The 22,016-nt window shown below is 40.7% G+C and carries 18 protein-coding genes; 13 read left to right on the top strand and 5 right to left on the bottom strand.

Annotation, left to right across the window (positions count from 1 at the left end; translation table 11 throughout):
• The first annotated feature begins 6 nt into the window (after positions 1 to 6).
• The 6 genes from hemC (at position 7) to PQO01_RS11715 (ending at position 4,496) form a co-directional block, all read left to right on the top strand.
• Complete coding sequence (gene hemC / locus PQO01_RS11690; protein WP_274314210.1) at positions 7 to 930, top strand: hydroxymethylbilane synthase; 924 nt, start codon at positions 7 to 9, stop codon at positions 928 to 930.
• Positions 931 to 945: 15 nt separating this feature from the next.
• A complete protein-coding gene (locus PQO01_RS11695; protein ID WP_274314211.1) occupies positions 946 to 1,875 on the top strand; it encodes an NAD(P)-dependent oxidoreductase in 930 nt (309 codons plus the stop codon).
• 62 nt (positions 1,876 to 1,937) lie between these two features.
• Entirely contained in the window at positions 1,938 to 2,585 is a 648-nt protein-coding gene (locus PQO01_RS11700) for a MotA/TolQ/ExbB proton channel family protein (protein ID WP_274314212.1), read from the top strand.
• Positions 2,585 to 3,052 (top strand): ExbD/TolR family protein, encoded by a 468-nt coding sequence (locus PQO01_RS11705; protein ID WP_274314213.1) that lies wholly within the window; start codon positions 2,585 to 2,587, stop codon positions 3,050 to 3,052. Before PQO01_RS11700 ends, PQO01_RS11705 begins: the two co-directional genes overlap by 1 nt.
• On the top strand, positions 3,045 to 3,818 hold the full coding sequence (locus PQO01_RS11710; protein WP_274314214.1) for a hypothetical protein: 774 nt from the start codon (positions 3,045 to 3,047) through the stop codon (positions 3,816 to 3,818). The genes PQO01_RS11705 and PQO01_RS11710 overlap by 8 nt, the downstream gene beginning before the upstream one ends.
• Positions 3,819 to 3,884: 66 nt before the next feature.
• Positions 3,885 to 4,496, top strand: a complete 612-nt coding sequence (locus tag PQO01_RS11715; RefSeq protein WP_274314215.1) for a hypothetical protein — start codon at positions 3,885 to 3,887, stop codon at positions 4,494 to 4,496.
• Between the two features lie 60 nt (positions 4,497 to 4,556).
• Here the strand turns inward: PQO01_RS11715 and mnmG are convergent, their stop codons facing one another.
• The 3 genes from mnmG to PQO01_RS11730 form a co-directional block, all read right to left on the bottom strand.
• Complete coding sequence (gene mnmG, locus PQO01_RS11720; protein WP_274314216.1) at positions 4,557 to 6,380, bottom strand: tRNA uridine-5-carboxymethylaminomethyl(34) synthesis enzyme MnmG; 1,824 nt, start codon at positions 6,378 to 6,380, stop codon at positions 4,557 to 4,559.
• Positions 6,381 to 6,534: 154 nt separating this feature from the next.
• Entirely contained in the window at positions 6,535 to 8,256 is a 1,722-nt protein-coding gene (lnt, locus tag PQO01_RS11725) for an apolipoprotein N-acyltransferase (RefSeq protein ID WP_274314217.1), read from the bottom strand.
• Positions 8,257 to 8,312: 56 nt separating this feature from the next.
• Complete coding sequence (locus PQO01_RS11730; RefSeq protein WP_274314218.1) at positions 8,313 to 9,977, bottom strand: ABC1 kinase family protein; 1,665 nt, start codon at positions 9,975 to 9,977, stop codon at positions 8,313 to 8,315.
• 261 nt (positions 9,978 to 10,238) lie between these two features.
• Here PQO01_RS11730 and PQO01_RS11735 point away from each other — a divergent pair, with 261 nt between their 5' ends.
• From PQO01_RS11735 to PQO01_RS11760, 6 genes are read left to right on the top strand one after another with little or no spacing between them, the layout of a single operon-like run.
• The gene (locus tag PQO01_RS11735; RefSeq protein ID WP_274314219.1) at positions 10,239 to 10,913 is read left to right on the top strand and encodes an RDD family protein; all 675 of its coding nucleotides are present in this window, start codon (positions 10,239 to 10,241) and stop codon (positions 10,911 to 10,913) included.
• Positions 10,910 to 11,875, top strand: a complete 966-nt coding sequence (locus PQO01_RS11740) for a stage II sporulation protein M (protein ID WP_274314220.1) — start codon at positions 10,910 to 10,912, stop codon at positions 11,873 to 11,875. The genes PQO01_RS11735 and PQO01_RS11740 overlap by 4 nt, the downstream gene beginning before the upstream one ends.
• Positions 11,862 to 13,376 carry a hypothetical protein gene (locus tag PQO01_RS11745; RefSeq protein WP_274314221.1) on the top strand — a complete coding sequence of 505 codons (1,515 nt, stop codon included), beginning with the start codon at positions 11,862 to 11,864 and terminating at the stop codon, positions 13,374 to 13,376. Before PQO01_RS11740 ends, PQO01_RS11745 begins: the two co-directional genes overlap by 14 nt.
• Positions 13,373 to 14,470, top strand: coding sequence for a hypothetical protein (locus PQO01_RS11750; protein ID WP_274314222.1), 1,098 nt, complete (start codon positions 13,373 to 13,375; stop codon positions 14,468 to 14,470). The genes PQO01_RS11745 and PQO01_RS11750 overlap by 4 nt, the downstream gene beginning before the upstream one ends.
• Positions 14,470 to 15,534: an AAA family ATPase gene (locus tag PQO01_RS11755; RefSeq protein ID WP_274314223.1), complete on the top strand. Its 1,065-nt coding sequence runs from the start codon at positions 14,470 to 14,472 to the stop codon at positions 15,532 to 15,534. Before PQO01_RS11750 ends, PQO01_RS11755 begins: the two co-directional genes overlap by 1 nt.
• Positions 15,531 to 16,856 (top strand): DUF58 domain-containing protein, encoded by a 1,326-nt coding sequence (locus tag PQO01_RS11760; protein ID WP_274314224.1) that lies wholly within the window; start codon positions 15,531 to 15,533, stop codon positions 16,854 to 16,856. The genes PQO01_RS11755 and PQO01_RS11760 overlap by 4 nt, the downstream gene beginning before the upstream one ends.
• On the opposite strand, the gene PQO01_RS11765 is transcribed toward PQO01_RS11760, so the two are convergent.
• Complete coding sequence (locus tag PQO01_RS11765) at positions 16,851 to 19,538, bottom strand: hypothetical protein (RefSeq protein ID WP_274314225.1); 2,688 nt, start codon at positions 19,536 to 19,538, stop codon at positions 16,851 to 16,853. The genes PQO01_RS11760 and PQO01_RS11765 overlap by 6 nt on opposite strands.
• A 117-nt stretch (positions 19,539 to 19,655) precedes the next feature.
• Positions 19,656 to 20,753 (bottom strand): DNA polymerase III subunit delta, encoded by a 1,098-nt coding sequence (holA, locus tag PQO01_RS11770; RefSeq protein ID WP_274314226.1) that lies wholly within the window; start codon positions 20,751 to 20,753, stop codon positions 19,656 to 19,658.
• A gap of 180 nt (positions 20,754 to 20,933) precedes the next feature.
• On the opposite strand from holA, the gene pheA reads away from it, so the two are divergent.
• The gene (gene pheA / locus PQO01_RS11775) at positions 20,934 to 22,016 is read left to right on the top strand and encodes a prephenate dehydratase (RefSeq protein ID WP_274314227.1); all 1,083 of its coding nucleotides are present in this window, start codon (positions 20,934 to 20,936) and stop codon (positions 22,014 to 22,016) included.

Consider the following 22,016-nt stretch of genomic DNA (forward strand, 5'->3'; position numbering starts at 1 on the left):
TCCAAATTGAAATTGAGAATTGCCACTCGTGGATCTCAGCTGGCACTATGGCAGGCTGAGCATGTAAAAAGTCGTTTGTTGGAACTGGATCCCAGCTTAGATATTGAGTTAAAAATCATTAAAACCCAGGGAGATAAAATCCTTGATGTTTCACTAGCTAAAATTGGTGGTAAAGGTCTTTTTGTAAAAGAGATTGAGCAAGCGATGATGGATGGAGAAGCTGATTTAGCTGTCCATTCAATGAAAGATGTTCCTGCTGAATTGCCAGAGGGCTTGATTTTACAGGCAATTCTCGACAGAGAAGATCCACGCGATGCCTTTGTTTCCAATAAATATAAATCTTTAGATGAACTTCCTGAAGGTGCAGTCGTGGGGACCAGTTCACTCAGACGTGCGAGCCAATTATATAGACAGTATCCGATTAAAACGGAGCTTTTGAGGGGCAATGTCAATACTCGTTTGGCTAAGCTAGATGCGGGTCAGTATGATGCAATTATTCTTGCTGCGGCAGGTTTGATCCGTTTAGAATTTGGAGACCGTATTGCTTCGAGTTTGGATCCGGATAAATTTATTCCAAGCCCTGGACAAGGCGCCGTGGGGATTGAGTGCCGCGAAGATGATGAGGACTTGTGTTTTTTACTCAATAAGTTAAATGACGATGCGACCTCCAAGAGAGTGAAAGTTGAGCGTGAGTTCAATTTAGCTATTGGTGGCTCATGCCAGGTTCCTGCGGGCTGTTTTGCAACTATAGAAGGTGACAAATATCAGCTCAGAGCTTTTGTGGCTTCTCCTCATGGTAAAGAATATTACCGTGAAGATATGTCAGGTGATCTTAAAGATCTTACTGGAAGAGGAACCGAAATTGCCCAAAAGTTGATTGCTCGTGGGGCTGCGGATATTATTCAAGATCTATTAGGTAAAGACATTTAATAGACAAAAGCCTCTATGAAGCTACTCATTAACTTATATAGCCAGGTCCATTCATTTTCGGGACGTCGAGAACATTTCGAGCCTTTATTAAAGTTGTTTGGTGAAGAGGAATGTGTTCTTGTGAAGAGCAAGGACGAGTTTTTATCTTTATTACCGCAAGCAGAATGTGTTTTGTGTTGGAGTTTTTCGCAGGGTCTGTATGCGAACGCAAAAAAGCTAAATTTAGTTTTGACTCCAGCGGCAGGGCGAGATTGGATCGCAGAAGATCCTTCAGGTCGAGTGCGTGTGGAGTTTTCTAGTTTTCACGGACCAATGATTGCCGAGTCATTTTTGGCCATGCTTCTATATTTTAATAATCAATTCCCTCGTCAGCTAGAGTTACAGAAGCAAAAGATTTGGGATCGTAATGCTTGTACGGGGCGTCGCTTGCTCAAAAAACAAAAGTTATTAATTTTGGCTTATGGCAATATCGCTAAATATTGTGCCGATCTAGCTCAAAAATTTGGAATGGAAGTTTGGGGTGCCAATCGTAGTGGAATTGGCGATGCAAGTCATTCAGTCATCAAGATGGATGAAGCTTATGAACGACTCAGTGAGTTTGATCATGTTTTATCTTTGCTTCCAGGAATAAAAGAAAATGACCGCATGCTCGGTAGAAAATTTTTCAGTTCTTTGAAAAATGGGGCGCACTTTTATAACTTTGGGCGAGGCACAGTAGTTAATGAAGATGAGCTAATTGACTTTTTAGAGAGAAATCCAAAATCATTTGCAGGTTTGGATGTGACTTATAATGAACCCTTAGCAATAGATTCAGCTTTGTATAATCATGAGCAGATTTTGCTGACTCCGCATAATTCCTGTACTTATGATGAGTATTTACCCTTGTTTGTAGAAGAAATTAAAAGTCGTTTTGAACTTGGTCAATTTCCGGCTCTGAAGGCTTAAGTAGATTGAAAAGCCTAGTCACGGGGCTAAACTTTGATAGCATTAATTTTGGGATACTTTAGATGATTGATTTTGTATTGAATTTAACTAAACAGGGTGGGCCTTTCGTTTGGTTAATTATGGTTTTGGCAATTATAATTGTCGTGCTCGCAGTAGAGCGTTTTTATTATTTTCACAGTACAGATATTGACCGTACCGATTTTATGCAGGGTATATGCTCCAATTTAAAAAAGGGAAATGTGATTGAATGTGTAAGTCATTGTGATGATACTCCAGGGGCCATTTCGCAAATCATTCGCGTCTCCATACTCCACAGGAAAGATGAGCCAGTTATTTTGGAGGGTGCCATTCAAGAAGCAGCAAGAAATGAACAATTTCTTTTAGAGAAACGTATGGATGTTTTAGCCACTTTAGCTCAAGGTTGCGGCGTCTTAGGGCTTTTGGGTACGGTTGCGAAATTGATTGAGGCTTTTCGCCAGATTGGCCTTGAAGGTAGTTTTGTAAACTTATCGAATTTAGCTCCTTATGTAGGTGGTGCTTTGGTTGCAGCAGCAAGTGGAATGACAGTGTCTTTTGTAGCCTATATGGTTTACAATGTTTATCTTTCTAGAATTCGTTCAATCCTTCGTGATATGGAGAAAACGGCTTATGAAATGATGTACTTCATTCGAAGTGGTGAATTTATAAGTGATGATAGAGAACTGAATTAATGCGTTTTGAAACTAAGTTAGAATATAGAAGTAAACCTGTTTCAACAACGGGAATCCTTTCTGTATTTAGTTTAATTCTATTTTGTTTTCTTGTATCAACTTCGCTGGATTTCCAGCAAGGATTGAAGGCGACAATGCCTAGCTCGAGCAGTTCTGTACTTGTAGCAACAGATAAATTGTCTGTTGCCATTGTCGATCACGAAGGTAAGTACTTACCTTACTTTAATAATAAGCCAGTGGCTTGGGAGAATTTAGAAGAGGAGCTTGTAGAAGTGGTTCAAGCGAAAACTTTAAGTGTTGAAACTCAAGGGCGTTCGATACAGCGTCGACCAGTACTTTCCTTGAAAGCCGATAAAGCCGTTCCCTATGAACATGTCATTACGGTGTTAGATATTGTGAGGCATATGAATATTGAAGTGAATTTAGTTACTAACAATCTTGAGAAAGAAGTCTTGAAGAGTGAGTAAGTCTAGTAAGTCCTTCAAAGTTTCTGCGTTTAGTTTACTCGTGATGGCTTTGTTTATTAGCCCCTTTTTTTTCTTTAATTTTCAAGACTCATTGGAAACACCCAGTTTTGATAAAGAAACCACTGATGAGAAGTTATATTTAATCGATAAAAGTACAGAAGGTGTAGAGGAGCGAGATGAGGACCCTCGCGTCATGTATATGCCAGATTTGGAAGAAGGTTTTGCGACTTGGCTCAATCAAGAAATTGCCCTTCCTTCTTTAGAGTTACCTAATATGGAAATTGCCGAAGCTGATTTCTACCTGGAAGAAGATTTTCCTGCAGCACAAAACTCTCTTAGTTTAAATTTAGAATCACAAATAAGAGCCGAATGGCCTTTGCCTGACTTACAAGAAACTCTTCCCGAACTCGAACTTAAACAAGCTTCAAGAGAATTGTTGATATTTGTCAATGAAAAACCAATTGAAAATATCTACTATGATGACGAGGTCCTCAAGCTCTTATTTACAGATATTGAAGAAGAGAAACTCATTCAGCCATCATTGTTACGTATTCAAGTTGAGAACGATGAGATGCAGGTCGACTTAGTTCATAGCTGTGGAGTTCGAAAATTAGAAAATGATTTTGCAAGACTCATGCTTCGTCAATTCTACAAAGACAAAGTTTTAAGTTCTATAACTCATAAAAAGGGTGATAGAGGAGGAGAACGATCAGCTTTTTATTTAATTGAATGGAGATTCGCTTTTTCCCGTTTAAAAAATGAGTGATTATAAAGGCAAATGATTGTTTTTATATGATCTTCAATTACATTGAGTGAAAAATTACGGTTATGTATGAAAAACACACTTTTTAAAATATTTTTATTCTTTTTTGTCGTGAGCACGGCTTTCGCTCAAAATGTAAGTCCAGAGATGCCTTTTGATGGATCTGGATATGTTGATGACTTGGCACGTGAGCACGCACCTGATATGGGTGAGAAAGTTGAAGAGCCGACACTAAGAGATTTAAAAGCAGTTAAAAAGATACAAAAGAAAAAGAAAGTGGTAGCCGTTGGTCAAGCACAGGCCTTCCAAGGTAAGACTTATAAAGTTGATAAGGGCATGTCCTTACTTACCATCTTGGCAATAGGCGGTGTCGTCCTTCTTCTTATCATAGGTGTCTTAGCTTATTTCTTTGTTGTGAAAAAACCTAAGTTCAAGGTAGAAGAAGAACTTGAAGATTTCGACAAAGATATTGTTCATAAAGATGATGCAATTCCAGTAGCACCAAAGAAAGTTGTTGATCCTAGCTCCACGGTCGTATACTCAAAGCCCTCAATTGGTTCAGATTTAGCGGCCGCAACACGCATTGATGAAATGGGGTGTAACCCATCTGGTATCATTGTTGATGAAGATAAATACTTCGCATCTGGAGATGAATTCGTCGACGAAGATTTACAGCAATAGTTAGAAATACTTTCAAAAAAAAAGCGAAGCAATTCATTGCTTCGCTTTTTTTATTTAAGCTTATAGTTTCTTGCTTTCTTCTAGGCGTTTGATGTGAACTTGTATCAAGCCAATCTCCGCTGGAGTTACACCGTCAATACGAGCTGCTTGACCAAGATCTACGGGGCGGTAGCGACTCAATTTATTTTTCGCTTCATTACCAAGACCTGTGATGGTGAGATAATCGAGATCTTCAGGGATAGGGTTTTTAGCTAAGCGTTTTTGACGCTCAACTTGCTGCTTTTCCCTTTGTATATAACATTCGTATCTCGCATCGATTTGAACTTGTTCTTTGACGTTTTCAGGAAGATGGCTTTCGCCCACAACGGAATCATAAGTATTTTTATGCGAACTCAAATGTTCCCATAAGCTTTTTCCGTGGCTGCGCTCATTTTTGAGGCGTTCAATCTCATCGTTAATTAACTTTTCTTTGTCTTGAGCGATTTTAAATTTTTCGTAAGGCAGGAGGCCATATTCATAGGCGATTTTAGAAAGTCGTCTATCGGCATTATCCTGTCTAAGTAAAAGACGGTATTCAGCACGTGAAGTGAAGAGGCGATAAGGCTCAGAAATATCTTTTGTTACTAAATCATCAATCATAACGCCAATGTAAGCTTGGTCTCGCTCTAAAATAAGAGGTTCTTTCCCCGCGACTAAACCTGCAGCATTGGCACCTGCAATGAGGCCTTGGCCAGCAGCTTCTTCGTAACCGCTAGTACCATTAATCTGTCCTGCGACAAATAGATTAGGCCATGGCTTTAGAGCTAATGAATTTTGTGTCTGGTGGGGTGAGACAACGTCGTACTCCACCGCATAGGCATAACGTGCAATTTCGGCTTTTTCTAAGCCGGGGATACTGTGTACAATTTTATTTTGAATTTGTACTGGTAAAGAAGTTGAAATTCCATTGAGATAATATTCCTCGGTAAAAACCCCTTCGGGCTCAAGGAAAATTTGATGTGATTCTTTATCGCCAAAGCGATGGATTTTATCTTCAATCGAGGGGCAATAGCGCGTGCCGATGGCATCAATCGAACCATTATACATTGGAGAAAGGTGTAAATTATCAGCAATAACTTTCTTTGTTTCGGCACTCGTACGACCGATGTAGCAAGGCATTTGAGGAATGCTGCCACGATCAATTGTTTCATATTCTTTTTCACGAGGCCAGTAAGAAAATTCGCCGAATTCACCATCTTGGCGTTCTAGTTTTTCAAAGTCAATGGTTTTAGCTAAGACGCGAGGGGGAGTGCCCGTTTTAAGGCGCATGAGTTCTAAGCCGAGATCATTTTTTAATGAATCAGAAATGGCATCAGCGGCAGTGTCACCAGTTCTTCCACCTGGAAGTTGTTGCGGGCCAAAGTGCATGAGTCCGCGCATGAAAGTACCACAGCATAGGACGAAAGCTTTAGCTTCAAATTTATCTCCAAACTGAGTTTGAACAGCGATTATTTTTCCTTTCTCAGTGACAAAAGAAAGACCTTCCGCTTGGTGTGTGTGAAGCTTTTCTGTTTTTTCTAATTGCTGCTTCATACGTCGTTGATAAAGGACTTTGTCGCATTGAGCACGAGGTGACCAAACGGCAGGTCCACGTGAGGCATTAAGCATGCGAAACTGGAGAGCTGAGGCATCGGTATTTTGGCCCATTTCACCACCCATGGCATCTATTTCACGAACCACATGACCTTTAGCGATGCCACCGATTGCGGGATTGCAGCTCATTTGTCCGATGTGATCTAAATTTTGCGTTATTAACAGAGTCTCTGCGCCCATTCTAGCCGAAGCTAAAGAGGCTTCTATACCTGCGTGACCACCGCCAATAACGATTACATCATAATTTTTCATTTATATATCCTGTCTATTTGGGGAGGATTGTACTCGAATATGTGGATTTGTCAAGAAAAAAGCAAGTTCTAAGCCTATTCTATTGAAATATGATAGTGATTATAAATGAATGACTTAGGTGTGAAAATGAGTGGAATCAATTAGGTGATTTGATTCATTTGTTGCAGTCATGAGCCTTACCTGCGAGTAGTTTTTTGCGTTTTAGGGATTGAATGACTAAAAAGCTAAGGCTTACAAATGATAATAGGCTAAGGATAAAAGGGGTGAGGTAGGGGAATCGCTTATAGAAAGTGGCTTTGGGATTTTTACAGAAATTCAACTCCGTAAAAAGTACTCCGCGAGTGAAGCGAGAACCATTTTCTGGGTTGAGTAAAAGTTGCTCGACTTTTCCTGTAGGAGAAACCAACATAGTTTCGCATGTGTTACCGCAACGAAGGAAGGGGAGTGCATTTTCAACAGCTCGAAAAATACTATGAGCTGAATGTTGTGCTCCACCAGCCGTTTCTCCAAACCAAGAGTCGTTGGTGATCGTGCAAAGAATATTGGCGCCATTATGAGCAAATCCTCGAGAAATATCCTCAAAAACATCATCGAAACATATGTTAATACCGATGCGACTTTCCTTAGCAAGGGGGTATACTGAGTGCTCTGTACCATGGCTGAGGCTTGGTCCCATTTGGCGAAATTTGTTTAGCTTTTCGTGGAGTTCTGCGCTCATTAAATAACGGCCTGGTAGATACTCTCCGTATGGGACTGTGTGGATCTTATCATAACGAGCTATGATATCTCCTTGTGGGTCACTGATCAGAGCGGAGTTATAATATTTTTTCTGTTCAGGGTTTAAGGGGTCTGTATCAGTCATCCCAGTTCCAAATAAGATGTTGGCTTGAGATTTCTTACTGAGGTAGCGGATGAGTTCAGGGAAGGCGGGGTCTCGTTGAAAGCTAGAGGGCATGGGGGTTTCTGGCCATATGATGAGGTCGGGTTTTTGCAGTATAGCCGCCTCAGTCAAATTCTTGTAAGTTTGGTGGTGGAATTGATATTCCTCGTAGCTGAGGGCTTTGAAATAAGGCTTGAAATTCCCCTGTATCATGGCCACGCGGATACTAGAGTCGGGAGTGTTTTTTACTTGTAGCTTATCGGCAATGATTGTTGAAGATAGCAAAATAATGAGGCATAAAATAGGTAAGCAATAATAATTCTTGAGCTTAGGGAGTCTCTGAGGCAGGTCTTGTTGTTGAGCTTTCTTATGAGTGAGAATTACTTCTAGTAGGACAGCAAGGCTCATGTTAATTAAAGCAATTAAAAAGGCCAAGCCATTGGCGCCAATAAATGAAGCATTTTTGAGGAAATGGAGTTGGTAGACTTGGCTAACTTCAAGACTGTTCCAGGGTAGACCAGTGAATAGCCAGGTGCGCACCCATTCAAAGAAGGACCATAAAGAAGCGGCAGATATGAGTAGAATGAAACTGGAGGATAAACTGAGAATACGCTTGTATGCGGGAGCCGCACAATGTTCTTGCGTGGGGTCAGGGAATAAGAGGTAGTGCCTGATTTTACAAATGAGGTACAGCCAAATTCCTGGTATAGGAGTCCAAATAAGTGCAACTAATAAAGGGCAGAGTAAAAAAATGGGGTAGAGGAAATAGAAAGTTCCTAGGAAGTAGCCGAATCCCCAAGCACAACCTAGATAAAAAGTTCCACGGTCATGTCGACGTATACCCAGGAAGTAGAGAGGTATAAGTGCGAACCAAGCAAGAAAATGCAAGTTGAAGGGTTCGAAACAAAGGTTAACCATCAGACCAGAAATAAAAGCAATAAAGGCTTTTGTCGAGGGATGAATGGAACTTTTGATAGTGGTATTTTCGCTAGGCATAAAGGGTTATCCAAATTGACGATTCAATCTAAAGAGACTGAAGCATAAGTCAAAGCTTATTTGCCGTTAAGATCGCCAGATTTACGGATGGAAAGGAGGAGTTTGATGGTGAGGACAAAAGAAGTGATATAACCCATAAAGCCAAGGATCGAGATTTCAAAGACCATTGGAGGAATTCGTTGGCCAATGAGTTGGGAGGATCCAATGAAAAGGGCGGCAATTATAATGCCATAGACGAGGCGATTTATCACGGCGTCAAGTTTTCGGTGCTCGAGTTTAACGTCGAAAGAGCCTGCTTTCATGTTCTCCACTAAGTGAAGAAGTTCGCGTGGCATCATTTCGATGAGACGATCCCACTCTTTGTATTTCTTCTTCAGCTTTTTGTAAGTACGGATTGGCGAGTGTCGAGCTTTTAATCTTTGGATTTGAAAAGATTTTATGAGTGGGATGAAGTTGAAATTGCGATCTAGGGAACGCGATGTGCCCTCGAGCATAATGAGAGTTTTGATCAGCAAGGAGATGTTGCTAGGTAAAATTATTTTGTAGGTCCTGATGATCCGAGAAACTTCTTTAAGGGCACCACTAAAATCGATATCTTCTAAGTTTTCAACCTGAAATTCATATAGGAATTCGGTGATGTCAGCTTGGAGTTCATCGCGCTTAAGCTTGTCTTGGCATTTGCCGATTCGCAAAACATAATCAGTGATTAATTGAGCATCTTGATCGAGTGCGGCAAAGCCTACATCTTCAATCATTTCGCGATATTCTTCGTCAATAATTCCGATTAGGCCGAAATCGAGAAGACCAATGCGGCCATCATTGAGAATCCAGATGTTACCTGCGTGAGGGTCAGCATGATAAACCCCATCGCGAAGGATCATATTTAAAAATAAAATGGCGCCATTTTTTGCGATTTCCGCAGGACTTACGGGCAAGTGATGGAAAGTTTTTAGTTCAGACACGCTTTTTCCATAGAGGCGTTCCATCGTAATGACTTTTTTCGATGATAGATCTTTGTAAGTGTGGGGTATGTGGACGCTTTTGTCATCGGCAAATTTTTTACCGATCTTATTCATGTTTTGTAGTTCTTTTTCGAAATTCATTTCTCGAAATAAACTCTTCTTGAAGTCCTCTAAGATTTTACAGGGTTGGTAAGAAGCTAAGCTCGAGTCATATTTTTCAGCTAGTTGAAGGATTTTCGAAAAAACGCTGAGGTCTTTAAGAACTTTTTCTTCTATTCCTTGGTGTTGAATTTTAACTACGACATCAGTGCCGTCAAAGAGTTTTGCAAAATGAGCTTGACCGACTGAAGCGGAAGCAAAAGCCTCGAAATCAAATTCGGCATAGAGTTCCTCAACTTTTTTACCAAGTTCGTTTTCTAGTGTTTCGCGAACTTGTTCTGCTTTGTCAGGGTTTGTGGAATCTTGTAATAACTTGAGTTCAGCAGCGAGTTGTTCGCCAATCAAATCTTCTCTTGTACTCAGGATTTGACCAAGTTTAATAAATGTGGGGCCGAGTTCTGTGAAGGCTAAGCGCAAACGACAAGCATGGCTCATGTTTTCAAGGTTGGGGTGTGAGTGGATTTTTTGGCGTAGGTTCTTCATGAACTCGGGTTCATAATTCTCGATCCAATCAATTAAGCCATATTTGATGAATACAGTTATGACCTCACGAAAACGCTTGGTGTCTCGGGTAAATTCTGGGATTGATTGTAAATTCACTTATATCTCCTACATGCTTTAAATATGAGCGGTCTTTAATTGTATGCAAGTCTTATGAGTGGAGAAGTCAGAGTCTTTAAGTGGCTTAACTTATGCGCTTTCTATTAATTGTGTTGAGTACTTAAAGCATTTTTCATTTTGACGAGGGATTAATATCCAAATTCATTATTCCTGCTTTGCATTACTTTAAAAACTCTTTAGCTTAAATGAAGTCAAAAGAAGATGGGTTTTATGGGAGATAAAATAGACACGATTTTTTGGGTGGAAACACCCGAAGGCGTCAACTTGAGTATGCGTTTGGCGAGCCTGCCAATACGAATGACGGCGTTTTTACTAGATCTGATTTTTAGAGTAATTATTTTTATAATTCTCGCGATCATTTTAGGTGTGTTTGGTGATGCTTCACAGGGACTTTTTTTAGTTGCAATCTTTATTCTTTGGTGGTTTTACCCTGTCTTATTTGAAGTTATGCGTGGAGGGATGACTCCGGGCAAGAGTATTATGAAAATTCGCGTCTTACACGGCAATGGAACGCCGGTCGGTTGGCGCGCATCAATGATTCGTAATTTTCTTCGGGTAGCAGATGTGTTTGCGAGTGTTTGGGGGCTCGAATTTATTGCGATGTTCGCAGATAGTCGTAATCGCCGCTTAGGCGATTTAGCGGCAGATACGATTGTAGTTTATGCAGACAGTCAGAGATCAAAAGTATTCCTGCCAGAAGTAGAACCTTTATTACCTCCGGTGCCTTTGAATCCGGAAGAACAGAAAAGTTTTATTGCATTTGGTGAGCGTTATCACTTATTGAGTAAACAACGTCAGGTTGAACTCGCGGAGATTTTAGAGGAAATGCATGGAGAAAAAGGTGCTGTAGCTGTAAAAAAACTCTATGCTTATTCACTGGGGCTAGCAGGTGGCGAGGGAGTGAAAGATTCATGAAACAAAGAGTTTTTGAAGACAAGAATCGCGATTTTTGGAAGCTTCTAGAAGATCTATTTAAGAAGAAAATAAAACGAGATGATGAATTAAATGACAATTTTCCCGCGATGTATCGCAGTTTATGTAGGCAACTTGCCGTCGCACGAGGAAGAAATTACAGCCCTATCCTAATTCAGTATTTAGAAGAATTAGTAGCCTCGGGACATCAGCGCTTATATGGTCGACGTGGTGGCGCAGAGATGAAAATCATACGTTATTTCCAAAGAGATTTTCCTCGTATGGTGCGTAAAGAATGGAAACTCATTTTGTTCTCGCATGTCTTATTTTATTTGCCCCTCGTGAGCATCGCGCTACTAATTCAGTATTATCCCGACTTGGCACATATGCTTTTGCCAAGCGAGATGTTATCACAAATGGAAGAAAGCTATGATCCTGCTAATGGTCATTTTGAAGAAGTTCGCCCTGCAAGTCAAGATTTTATGATGTGGGGGTACTATATCCTCAACAACGTTGGAATAGATTTCCGTTGTTTTGCTGGAGGTTTGTTTGCAGGTGTGGGTTCTATTTTCTTTATGATTTACAATGGCGTGGCTATTGGCGGCGTGGCCGGACACATTACTCATGTCGGCTACGGTGAAACTTTTTGGCCTTTTGTTTGTGGACATAGTGCGCCCGAATTGACTGCAGCGGTTTTTTCTGGAGCTTGTGGGATGAAGTTGGGTTTCTCTTTTATAATGCCAGGACTGAAGAGTCGTTTACAATCGCTAAAAGATTGTGCGGCAGATGCAATGACTCTCTTGTGGGGAACGGCATTTATGACTTTTTTGGCAGCTTTTATCGAGGCTTTCTGGTCATCTTCACCCTTGATTCCAGTCAATGTTAAATACTGGGTGGCCGCTTGTATGTGGTTAGGAATGATATTGTACTTCTTGTTTATGGGGCGCCGCCGTGGATCTGAATAATTTACAGATTGCTTTACGACCAAGAAATAATTGGGAAGCCTTCGACTTAGGTCGTTCTTTGCTCAAGAAAAATTTGCTATCGATCTATAAGCCCTGGTTAGCGCTTACCGTGCCTTATACTTTATTGATGTTTTTACTATTCAAAAACCACCCCTTCTGGGGCTTTTTCGCCTTTTGGTTTTTTCTGCCGATCTTTGAACGCGTGATTATTTTTGATTTGAGTCGCATTATCTTTGGTGAAACACCAAGCACTAAGCAGAGTTTAAAAGAATTCCCCAAGGAGCTGAAAAAAGGTTTTTTCAGTTTGCACTTTATGTGGCGCTTCACTTTTTCGCGTTCCTTTTTAATGCCCATTTGGCAACTAGAAGGCTTGAAGGGGAAGCAGCGTAAGAAGCGTGTTCAAGTTCTGTCAGGATCTAGTACGAGTAGCAACTGCGCATGGAATGGGGTGATGTATTTACATATCGAGCAGTTGGTTGCTGCGGGTTTATTAACCGTTTGCTACCTTTTTATCCCCGTAGAAGTGAAAGGTGATATTCCCAGTAAAATCCTCGATTTAGATAGCTTCGTGTATTGGTTAGAGCAGTTGCCTACCTGGTTGTCCTTTTTTGTTTATGTCGTGACAGCTTTCGCGATGATTTTGATTCGTCCCTTTTATGTTGCTGGAGGTTTCACACTTTATATATGCCGCCGAATGGTTTTAGAGGGTTGGGATATTGAATTACAGTTTCGTAGCCTCGCGGAACGTCTACAAGAGAAAAACCTTTTGGGAAATAAGATCATTTCTTTCTTACTACTCGCTTTCTTTTTTCTTTGTCCTGCACCTGTTCATGCTCAATCGAGTGAAGTCGATCGCGAACTTGAAACCATCATGGCAGAGGAAGAGTTTAACGAATATAAGGATGTTAAAAAACGTCAATTTAAAGATATAGATTCCAGTATGTTTGATTGGTTATTTCGCGATAGCGAACAAGAAGATCGTGAAGAAAGTAATTTTGATTGGATATCAATGGCGGGCTTTTTCAAAGTCCTCTTTATTTGTATGATGGCAGGTGCACTGATTTGGCTTATATGGAAAATTGTCGTTATTGTCATGGAAGAACGAAAGCTCGCTAGAGTGAGTCCTCGAACTAAAAGCGAGGTGGTGAAATTTATGGGCTTGGATGTAAGCGAAGAGACCTTGCCCGATGATATTGCGAGTGATGTCAGAGCTATGTTGCAAGAAGGTGATATACGAGGAGCCATTAGTTTGTTGTATCGAGGCAGTGTCTTTCAACTTCTTGAGGCGGGCCTGAAGTTGCGTTCTTCTGATACTGAATTGGATTGTTTGCGTCGCGTTGAATCTTTTGGCCAAAGTGAGAAAAAATCTTACTTCAAAGACGTAACCAATACATGGTTAAGAGTGGCTTACGCACATGATTTACCCGAGAACTCTTTATGTGAAGACTTGTGTAATCGTTGGGTTACTTTGTTTGAAAGCGAGATTGAGGTGCAATCATGAGCAAGTTCTTAAAAGTTGCCCTCGGTCTTTTGTTTGCGGTGATTATTTACCTGATTTATTGGTTTATTTCCAATACCGAGGAAGTCGAGAGTAGGGAATATGTAGGTTTCCAAGGGGAAGCTAAAATCAAACCTTACCTCGCTTTGCAACGCTTATCCGAACGTCTGATGAATCACACAGATTCTGAGGTTAACCTTTCAAGCTGGGGGCAGTTTTCAAGGGACGAAATCGTGTTTGTTCCCCTTGAGTACATTCCTACAGATATTAGCCTGTTCAGTGATTTAGAGGAGTGGTTAAATCAAGGGGGAGTCCTAATAACTGGGAGTACTCGTAGTAGAAATGATTTTGAAGTGGACTTCTCTCCTATGCATGAGCGCCTATTTGGGCTCAAGAGTATCGAGGGGGAAAATGGTAAACAGTTCAATCATAAACTGGGTGATCACACAGTACAAATGTTGAATGCCTTTTCTTGTGAGCTTAGTGGCTACTCAGAGGAATATAGAAGTGATGATGGGAAGCTGCTGTATGCAGTGAAATCAATGGGCAAAGGCAAAATTTATTTCTTCAACTCTCTACGAGCTTTTGATAATCGTAACTTGCGAGATCAGGATAACGCGGTGTTCTTTTTTAGTCTTTTTGATCGCGAAAAAAATATGGTACTCGCTACTCGACCAGAATATATGGGAGTGTGGTCTTGGATAAAGACTCGCGCTAGAATTACCTTGATCTTACTTATATCTGTGATTGTTGCATGGTTGCTTATGGTATCCAAACGTTTTGGTCCCTTGGCACTGGATAAAAGTGTTAATTCACGAAAAATTATGGAGCACATCAAGGTGAGTGGGGAGTATCAATGGCGAGCCAAGCAGGGTCACCTTTTAGTCGAAGAGTTACGCTTGAATATTCAAGAACTTTTAAAAATGCGACATCCTCAAACCAATCGTTTTTCATCCTCCGAGCAGACACAATATCTTGGCAATTTATGTGCTTTAGAAAGTCAAGATGTTTTCTTGTCAATGACAGAGACTTACAAGACGCCGGAGCAGTTTTATAAAATAGTAATGATTCTTAAAAAAATAAAGGACTCTTTGTAATGGACGAAGATATAAATAAGGACGAACAAGTACCAGATGCGGTGATAGACCTCAATACAGAGAATGATAGCGAAATCCAGGAAGAAAGCAGTGTTGAAGAGGAGGCTTCTTTAGCAATGGAGATGAGTCAAATTCTTCGCATTCGTGATCAGGTTCGTAAAGTAGTTATTGGTCAAGATAAGATTGTTGACCAAGTTTTAGCCGCATTTCTAGCGGCAGGCCACGTTTTGATTGAGGGTGTCCCAGGTTTAGGTAAAACGCTTTTGGTGAAAGCCATTTCTCAAACTTTTTCAGGTGATTTTGCGAGAGTTCAATTTACACCAGATTTAATGCCAGCAGACGTCATGGGTCATGCGATGTTTAACATGAAAAACCAAGAGTTTGTCATTCGCAAGGGACCTGTTTTTTGTAATTTATTGTTAGCTGACGAAATCAACCGTGCGCCTGCTAAGACTCAATCCGCTTTACTAGAGGTTATGCAGGAGAGTCAGGTTACGATTGAGGGTGAATCTCATAGTGTTAAACCACCATTTATGGTTTTGGCAACTCAGAACCCTCTGGAACAAGAAGGAACCTACCCTCTGCCCGAAGCTCAGTTGGACCGTTTTCTAATTAAGGTGAGTGTAGATTACCCTGAGGAGAGTGATGAATTAGAATTAGTTAAATTGGTGACAAAAGGACAAAGCCGAGAAAAGCTTGATGTGAGCTTAGTTGAAAATGTTATCAGCAATGATGAGGCGGAAGAGCTTCGTAAAAAAACTTCTGAAGTCACTGTTGATGAGCAAGTGGTTGAATACGCCGTAGCAATTGTACGTCAAACACGTAATTGGTCGGGGATTTCAGTTGGTGCAGGGACGAGGGGTGCTTTAGCTTTGATTCGTATTGCACGTGCGATGGCTTTGATTTCTGGGAGAAACTTTGTTGTTCCTGCCGATGTTAAAGAAATGGCGCTACCCGTATTACGTCATCGTATCACTTTATCACCTGAGATGGAAATAGAAGGTTTTAGTCACGATCAGGTTTTAGAAGATATGTTAGATAAAGTTGAGGCTCCACGTTTGTGAAAATAAAGAGCTTCAGACCGGCATATAGATTACTTTTTGTCCTATCTGTCGCTTGTGCTTTTAGTGTTGGCCAACTGTTTTATCCAGATTTAAAATGGTTGATGCTCAGCGCCTGTGCCTTTATAATCTTAATTTTTGTTTTTGATTTATTGAGCCTGTGGCGTCAGCCCTTGATCGAGTTTGAACGCAAAGTGGCACATACGATGCCTTTGGGGGTTGCAAGTAAAGTGAAGTTGGCTTTGAAAAACCGTTCCACTCAAAGGTTTGATTTTGATTTAATAGATCATTATCCCACAGAACATGAGGTGAAGGGTTTTCCATTTAAAGTAAGTCTAGATCCAGGGCAAGAAATTGAATTAGATTATGCAATCACACCTCAACAAAGAGGGGATTATGAATTCAAACATTGTGAGTTGCGTTTTAACTCTCTTTTAGGTTTTTGGAATCGCTACTTCAAAATCAATGCCAGCAACTCTGTACGAATTTATCCAAACTATGCAGAAGTCATTCGCTATGGAGTTTTAGCAGCAGAGCAACGCCTCGCTCAGCTAGGTATCATGAAAAAACGTCAAAGAGGTTCAGGTACAGACTTTTTACAATTGCGCGAATTCCGCAAAGGTGATCGTTTAGGGAGTATTGATTGGAAAGCCACTGCACGTATGCAGAAAGTGATCTCGCGTCAGTACCAGGCTGAGCAGGATCAACAAATCTTTTTCATGTTAGATTGCGGTCGTCGCATGCGATCGATGGATGGTCAATTATCTCATTTTGACCACACCCTTAACGCGATGCTTTTGTTGACTTATGTGGCTTCAAGGCAAGGCGATGCCGTTGGTATGATGACCTATGGGACAAAAGAACAGCGACGCTTTTTACCTGTCAAAAAATCGGTTAATAATGTGAACCGCTTCCTAACGGGTCTTTATGATTTACACCCCAGTACGATGGAGGGTGATTCGGCTGCCGCGGTGCAAGAATTGAAGAAAGTCCTAAAGAAGCGAGCCTTGATTATTGTTTTGACCAACATGAGAGATCAACAAGATCCTGAAATGTTGGAGTCTTTGAAAGCCTTGCGGAAATCGCACTTAGTGGTTTTTGTCGCATTACGAGAAGAAGTTTTTGCTGAACAAGAGCAAGCAGATATTAAAGATTTCAAAGAGGCACTTACTTACACAGCACTGAACCAATTTCTCCGTGGTAGAAAAAAAGCTCTCGAATCCATGCAGGGTAATCAAATTATCACTTTAGATGTGTCTCCAACTCAGCTTCACACAAAATTAGTGAATTGTTACCTGGAGATTAAAAATTCTGCAGCTCTATAGAATTAGGCGATAAGAGAAGTACCAAGCTACTAAATCACGTAGACCATGTAGGAATTTAAGTTGATTTGTATTTGGCCATGGAGAGCTATGGATGCAGGTGAAGAATACATTACCTGCAATACTAACTGATAGGCAACTATCACCCAAATAGAATGAGAAGTCGTCGGCTTGATGGATGTTGGTGTTTTCGAGAAATTCTTTTTTCGTGGAGATGAGTTTAGGTATGTAAGCAGCCAACTCTTCTTTGTCGATACTATTTGTCGTGCCGCAGTCAGTGATATTTAAGCCATCTAAAGTCGAGAGCATAATGAAATCAAACTCACACTTGTCTTTCAATTGCTTAATAAAAGTATTTACGGTGGCGTCATTAGTCTCACCCGCAATCGAGAATAAATATGTTTCTTTTTGAATGTGGTATTCTTTAGGGCTCAAGCCAGTGAGAGTCTGATATTCATCGTCACTGAGTTCGGCTTGGTGCTTTAGGCTCTCGAGGCTAGGGTATGGTTCAGTACGGGCGTCTAAAACTTTTTTGGCTAAGCTTTCATCACAGATAAGTAATAATTCTTCAAGTGAGCATTGGTTGATGCGGATCCCGTTTGGCGCTACAGATGATGATTCTTGGACATGTGGATGATTTGACTTTTTTGTGGCTTTGCGTTCGGGTGGCGTAGCGTTGGGGATAGCATGGGGGTTGAGTGATTGCTCACGATTTTCGATGAGGTTATGTAGCTCCATGTCGTATTCATTGGATGCCACAGTTTTTGGCTTAGGAGGTTTACGGAAATGTGGATTTTGTCTACCTTTTCCAGCTTTTTTTCCAACTACATCATCTTCTACCTCAAGGTTGACGAAATCGAGAGATGTGTTTTCCTTAACAAGTGATTCCTGTATGGGAGGAGCTTCTTTAATCTCATCAGCCTTACTTAAGCCAATATGAATAGTTTTGTGTGTCTTGATATCATTACTTAAGCCACTTTTATCTTCCTCAAGTACGGCGGTGTCATGGGGGTTAAGTTCTTCATCTTCGGTGTCGCTTCCTTGGAGGAAACTCATGATAGATGAATTTGCTCCAATAAGATCATCCATTAAACCGCCTTCTTCCTCAGAGGAGTATACGCGTGTTTCATCATCTTGTATAGATGTGCTGATTTTCTCGTGTAGGGGTTCTTCAACAACACTTATTTCGTCAACAGTAGTATTGCTTTCTTCTTCAACTTCGTCTTCAATACTTTCTAGTTGGGGTTCCATGTTGGCTGACTGAGCCAGTTCTTCTATTTGTTCCTCGGTAAAAACATTATCCATTTCAAGAAGAATATTGTCAAGTTCTTGAACTTGATCTTGGACATACCAATCAGTAGGTATGAGTGTTAAGATATCGCTTAAAGGCAGTTCTAAATCGCCTACTTTTTGACTTCCATTTGGAAGGTTCAGAAAACTGTGGATTTTAGCTTGTGGAATCTTGCAAGAACCCTCCTTGATTAAATCGAGTAGGTCCTGTTGAGTGATTTCTAAAAAGTCTTCTGCTTGAAATTCATGAGAGTTTGTATCGATTTTACCTAAGATGTACTCTGCGGTGAATGAGATGCATTGAGCATAAATGACGATGTCTCCTGGGGGACGAGTGTACATGCAGACGGTCTGCTTAGGGTCTTCTAATATAAGTTCTACGGCATCATTAGGGTTCGGTGTCGATAGATCAAAATCAGTTTTCTGATTTCTTGAAGATTTATCATTGGTTTTAGGGGTCAGACACTCTGTGACTTCCTCAATTTGATTAGGTTCAGATTCATCCACTTCAACAACTAAAGTATCTTGCTCCGTTTCTTGAATGTCAAAAATCGAACTAGTTTTGCGCCTTAATTTATTCTGCTCAGGTTGTGTGGAGAAAGCAGGATTTTGCTTAATAGCTTGTGGCTTGGCGGCTTCCCCTTTTTCTTTGTCCCAAAAATCACTTACTGAAAACTGAGCAGTTTCTGGGCATTGAGCTTGAGATGAACTGATGAAATCAGGTGATTTTGGTAATTCCATTTCCTGAGTGATTGCCATGTCGGGATCGTTATTTGTCGGGGGTTTAGGAAGAACAGTAGGCTTAGATAGTTTGTTGTCATCTTGACGTTGTAGTACATTGATCTTAGGAGTTTCTTCCTCTTGAGCAGTGGGGTGTTCTAAGTCAAAGGGGTTATCCATATCGGCAATAGTATCTTCGAGTGCACAAGATTGATATGGATTGATAAGCCAATTTTTTGGGATGACTTCCAAGAGTTCGTCTAAAGGCAGTTCGGTTACGTCTGTAGAATGATAGCCTTCTGAGGTTACGAGAGTATTGGGCAAGAGGCAGGCAAGTGGACCAACGGTAATTTTAAAAGCCCCCTGTTTGAGAACATTGAGGACATCGTCCTTATTAAATGCGGTGGTTGGCTCCGCACTTTCCAATTGATTGTGCCAATTTTGATGAAGGTATTCTTTGGGTAAAGCTTCGATAATCGTCAAAGTGGGTACGCTAAGAGTATCGCCGTTAACCGACATAACGACTTCATGGTGTGGAGGCAAGTCCTGCGGATTAACCTCTTTATTCATGGATTGATTGAAACTTACAGAAGGAGGGGCGTCCGGCATTTTGGTAGTTTTACCACGACGGAGTACGGGGTCGTTGCTGTGTTGATGGTTATTCTTAAATCCCATAGATCATTCCCAAGTTTTCATATTCTTCTAATAGTTTATAGGAACAGAAGAATAAAATCAAGAATTGAAGAGCTTAGGAAGCTCCTTTTAGAACTAATTAAAGATGCAAGGTAGTTCTTAGCTAATTGATTTGGAAATTATACGGTGAGTTAAACTCTCTAGTATGAGTCGCTTGGAGCTGCTGTTTTGGAATAATTTTTGCATCGCAGTGTTGAGTAAATCCATCGCATTCAAGGTTTCCTTATTTGAATAACGTTTCGAATCTTCAACAATGAGTTTGAGGCGATAGGGGTGATAAGTAATGATGGGATATTTTGTTTTGTAATCCTTTATAGTACTTTCATCTAGGGACTTCAAAGCACTTTCGAGCTGACTGCTATTCTTCAGTTTCAAGACTTGCATAATTAATTTGGATTGGACGAAATTATGAAATAGCGTGGAGCCTTGCATAAGTAGTCTAGAAACTAAAGCTTCTGGATCTTTTTCACGACTAAGAAGGATGTTGAGTGAGCTGAGAGCCGATTCTAAATCTCGCTTAGATAAGGCGTTTGAATAGATCCAAGCATCAGCGGCTTCATTGCCGCTGATAACGTTCTGAACTTGCGATAAATTTATGGGGTTTTGGCCGTTGCTATAGCACCATAATGTTTCAAGGGTTGGTTTAACTCTCTGCGTATCGTTTCCTAAGCATGTGACGAGATAGTCTAGTGCTTGAGGGTGGATGGATATTTGCATTTCTTTGGCTTGTGTCTGGACGATATTATTCATCTCTACTTGCCAATTACGGTTCTTTTTTTCGGGTTTATTGAAAAGGTGAACTTCGCCAATTTTTGAGCAGCATTTATACAGTGCTTTGCGTTTATCGCAATCATTACCACTGATAACTAGATTGATGTTTTCAGCAGCGTTTTTGCTTAGAAGTTCAACGAGATTGCGGATTTCAGTGGCAATTGCAGATTTTGAAGTGGCATTCTCTTGCTTAAAAGCTGGGAAGTCATCTAGCCACATGGTCTTTTCACCAAAAAAAGGAGGGGACATATAGGATAAGATTAGGCGCTTTAGCGTCTCGTCTGCAGTTTCAGTTTCTTGACGAGTAATAACTTCTAGAGCAAAAGGGTCAGTTGTGCCACCACTTAGGGTTTCAACTAATTCTTTTGCTTTGAGTTTAATTCGCGCTTCATCGTTTCCGCTAACGAGGTGGATTTTACAAGTCATTCAATTTCCTTTTTGACAAAGTGAGCAACAATATATCTACAATTGAAGTAAAGTTCATCTAGGTGAAGCCAAAAACTCTTAAGTTTTACAGGTGCGGAGCTGAAATTGCACTTTTAGGTTTGAAGGCTCAAGTTTCTGAACTTTATTAGGATCATTATAATGTATATATAAAAAGAATTTATGAAGAAAGATTTGAGTGAGTTACGATCTGAGATTGATCGTTTAGACCGTAGTATTGTGGCGATGATTAACGAACGTTATTCATATGTGCGCCAAGTAGGGGAGTGGAAGCACGCAAATTCGAGTGAGATTTATGTGCCAGAAAGAGAAAAAGCCCTTCTTGAAAAGTTAGAGACCATTAATGATGGCCCCTTGAAAAATGAGACTTTGAGAGCGATTTATCGTGAGATTATGTCTGGTGCCATCGCATTAGAATCACCAGTTAAAATTGCCTTTCTAGGACCAGAAAATACTTTTTCACATCAAGCGGCACTTTCAAAATTTGGTAGAAGCGTTGCGTACCTCGCAAAAAATAGTATTGCAGATGTTTTTGAAGCTGTGGACAGAGGTAAAGCTGATTACGGTGTGGTGCCAATTGAAAACTCCACCGAAGGAGCAGTAACTTATACCTTAGATATGTTCAACCAAGCAGAAGTTAGCATTTGTGCAGAAATTCACTTAGCTGCCCATCAGAATTTGATGGCACGCTGTGCAAAAGAAAATGTACGAGTCATTTACTCGCATCCACAAGCGCTAGCTCAATGTCGTCTTTACCTTCATAATAATTTCCCTTTAGTTCCCCAAGTAGAAGTTCGTTCTACTGCGGAAGCAGCAAAACGCGCGGCTCTAGATGATCATGCAGCAGCAGTAGCGAGTTGTCTCGCAGCAGAGGCAAATGGACTTAATATTTTAGATGGTTCTATTGAAGATAACTCTCGCAACGTCACACGTTTTTTAGTGATTGCTCGCCAAAACCCGAAGCCAACTGGGGATGATAAAACTTCTATTGTTTTTGCTTTGAAAGACAAAGTAGGAGCATTGATGGAATGTTTAGCAGCTTTTGGAGCACAAGGTGTGAATATGAGCATGATTGAATCACGCCCTGCCAAAACTCGTCAGGGGGATTATTTATTCTTTGTGGATTTCAATGGGCATAGAACCGACGAGCGAGTTCTAAGCCTTATCAATGAACTCAATAAACACTGCTTGTACGTAAAAGTACTAGGATCCTATCCTTGTGGTTTGAGCATAACTGCGGACTAG

The organism is Lentisphaera marina, assembly GCF_028745505.1.
In the GTDB taxonomy this organism is placed as follows: domain Bacteria; phylum Verrucomicrobiota; class Lentisphaeria; order Lentisphaerales; family Lentisphaeraceae; genus Lentisphaera; species Lentisphaera marina.